This window comes from Pseudonocardia pini (assembly GCF_013870575.1).
GTDB lineage: Bacteria > Actinomycetota > Actinomycetes > Mycobacteriales > Pseudonocardiaceae > Pseudonocardia > Pseudonocardia pini.
In genome coordinates, this window is sequence record NZ_JACBXB010000710.1 from 1 (window position 1) to 2,902 (window position 2,902).

At 75.7% G+C, this 2,902-nt stretch carries 3 protein-coding genes; all 3 read left to right on the forward strand.

What is annotated here, in order from left to right; genetic code table 11:
* Nucleotides 1–918: AMP-binding protein (locus tag H5J29_RS27575; protein ID WP_181783913.1), on the forward strand; the 918-nt coding region annotated here is incomplete at its 5' end.
* On the forward strand, nucleotides 915–1,148 hold the full coding sequence (locus H5J29_RS27580; RefSeq protein WP_181783914.1) for a glutaredoxin family protein: 234 nt from the start codon (nucleotides 915–917) through the stop codon (nucleotides 1,146–1,148). The genes H5J29_RS27575 and H5J29_RS27580, both read left to right, overlap by 4 nt.
* Before the next feature lie 26 nt (nucleotides 1,149–1,174).
* Complete coding sequence (locus H5J29_RS27585) at nucleotides 1,175–2,722, forward strand: molybdopterin-dependent oxidoreductase (RefSeq protein WP_181783915.1); 1,548 nt, start codon at nucleotides 1,175–1,177, stop codon at nucleotides 2,720–2,722.
* Nucleotides 2,723–2,902 lie beyond the last annotated feature (180 nt).

The window sequence follows — 2,902 nt, forward strand, 5'->3', positions numbered from 1 at the left end:
GCGGCGGGCCTGCTGCAGGTCTGCTGGGCCGGGGCCACCGTCGTGCTCACCGAGCGCTTCGACCCGCAGGCCACCCCGGGGATCCTGCGCGAGCACCGGGTCAGCGCGATCGCGGGCGTGCCGTCGATGTACCGAGCGCTGCTCGACGCGGACCACGCCGAGCTCTCCGCCGCGCTCGAGGGCGTGCGGATCTGCACCTCCGGCGGCGCGCCGCTGCCGCCCGCCTGGCTGACCGCGTTCCGCGAGGCCACCGGGATGGAGGTGCTGGAGGGCTACGGGCTGTCCGAGGCCGGCCCGGTCGTCACCAGCAACCAGCCGGGGCACTCCAAGCCGGGGTCGGTGGGCAGGCCGCTGCCGGGCGTCGAGCTGCGGCTGGTCGACGCGGCGGGCGAGCCGCTCGCCGGGCGGCCCGCCGAGGAGCTGGAGGAGGGCGACCCCTCGGACGACTTCTCCGATCCCGGGGACGACACCGGCCTGGTCTCGGTGCGCGGCCCGAACCTGTTCTCCGGGTACTGGCCGGACGGGGCGGGCGCCCCGGACGCCGAGGGCTGGTTCCGCACCGCGGACGTCGGCTACCTGGATCCCGACGGCGACCTCCACCTGGTGGACCGCTCGTCCGACCTGGTCATAGTGAACGGCTTCAACGTCTACCCGCGCGAGGTCGAGCAGGTCCTGACCGGCCTCGACGGGGTGGCCGAGGTCGCCGTCGTCGGGGTGCCGGACGACCGGACCGGCGCCGCGGTCAAGGCGGTGCTGGTGCCCGCGCCGGGCGCCGACCTCGACGCCGACGCCGTACGGGCGTGGTGCGAGGCCCGGCTGGCGCGCTTCAAGCGGCCCACCGTGATCGACTTCGTGGAGGAGCTGCCGCGCACGCCCACCGGGAAGATCGCGCGCCGGGTGCTGGCGGGGACCGCGTGACGGTCACGGTGCTCACCCGGGTGGACTGCCACCTCTGCGAGGTCGCGGAGGCGGCGGTCGCGCGGATCTGCGGCGAGCTCGGTGTGGACTGGGCCACCCAGGACGTCGACGCCGATCCCGAGCTGCGCGCGGAGTACGGCGACATGGTCCCGGTGATCCAGATCGACGGCCGCACGCACGGCTACTACCGCGTCGAGGAGGAGCGCCTCCGCACGGCCCTCACGCGCTGAGGCCCGCGAGGGCGGAGGATGGTCCTGTGCGGACCTCGCTCGCCACCACGCTCTCCCGGACCGTCGCGGTCGGGACGGTGGTGCTCGCCGTGGCCGCCGCCCTCGGCGCCGGCCAGCTCGTCGCAGGCCTGCTGGCCCCGGGCTCGTCGCCCTACCTGCTGGTGGGCGACGCGGTGATCCGGCTCGCGCCCCAGGTCGTCGTCGACTTCGCCAAGACCACCTTCGGCACCGCCGACAAGCCCGTGCTGCTGGCGGGGATCGGGGTGGTCCTGCTCGTGGTGGCGGTCGCGGCCGGGCTGGCCTCCCGGCGGTTCGCCACGACCGGGCAGGTCGTCGTCGGTGTGCTCGGCCTGGCGGGGATCGTCGCCGCCGCCACGAGCCCGACGTTCGTGCCCACCGACCTCGTCGCGCCGGTGGTCGCGGCCGCGGTGGGGCTGTGGGTGTTCCGCACCCTGCACCGGGTGGCGATGGCGGCCGCCGAGGAACCCGACCGGCCCGGCTACCGCGGCCTGCCGCGACGGACCGTGCTGCTCGGTGCCTCCGCGGCGGTCGGCGCGGGTGCGGTGCTGGCAGGCGGCGCGGGCGTGCTCCTCGGCCGCCCGACGATCGACTCCCGCTCGCGCGTGACCCAGCGGCTCGCCGCCGCCACGATCGCGCGGGAGGCCCCGATCCCGGCCGGCGCGGACGTGGGGGTCACCCCCTTCGTCACGCCCAACCCGGACTTCTACCGGATCGACGTGGCGCTGCGGGTGCCGCAGCGCCAGGCCGAGGACTGGTCGCTGCGCGTCCACGGCATGGTCGACCGCGAGCTCACCCTCACCTTCGACGACCTGATGTCCCGCCCGCTCGTCGAGCGCACGGTCACGCTCACCTGCGTGTCCAACGAGGTCGGCGGCGACCTCATCTCCACGGCCCGGTTCGTGGGCGTCGACCTCGGGGACGTGCTGCGCGAGGCGGGCCCGCTGCCCGGCGCCGACCAGGTCCTCTCCACCAGCACGGACGGCTGGACCGCGGGCACGCCCACCGAGGTGCTGCTCGAGCCCGGCCGCGGCGCGCTGCTCGCCGTGGGGATGAACGGCGAGGCGCTGCCCGCCGAGCACGGCTTCCCGGTGCGGATGGTCGTCCCCGGCCTCTACGGGTACGTCTCCGCGACGAAGTGGGTCACCGACCTCGAGCTGACGACGTTCGCGGCGCGCGAGGCGTACTGGGAGCAGCGCGGCTGGGGCGAGCGCGGCCCGGTGAAGACGGAGGCCCGGATCGACCTGCCGCGCCGGTTCACCCGGGTCCCGGCGGGCGCGGTGACGGTCGCGGGGATCGCCTGGTCCCAGCCCCGCGGGATCTCGCGCGTGGAGTACAGCGTCGACGGCGGCCCCTGGTCCGACGCCGAGCTGGGCACCGACGTCGGCGGCGACACGTGGCGGATGTGGCGCGGCACGCTCATGGTCGAGCCGGGCAGCCATACGATGCGCGTCCGGGCCACGGACGGCACCGGCGTCCTGCAGACGGAGGCGGCCGCCGACGTCCTGCCGGACGGTGCCACGGGCTGGCCCGCGGTCCTCTTCACCGCCACCTGAGGCGGCGACCGGACAGTACCGAGACCTGATCGTGACCGGCGTCGCCGCGCGGTCGCGCGGTCGAGGCGTTAGGCACTGTGGAGATCTCGGAAGGAGACGCATCGCATGAGGACTCAGCGCCTGGCCACGTTCGTCGCCACGGCGGCCGCGGTCGCCGTCCTGGGGGCGTGCTCGGCCGCC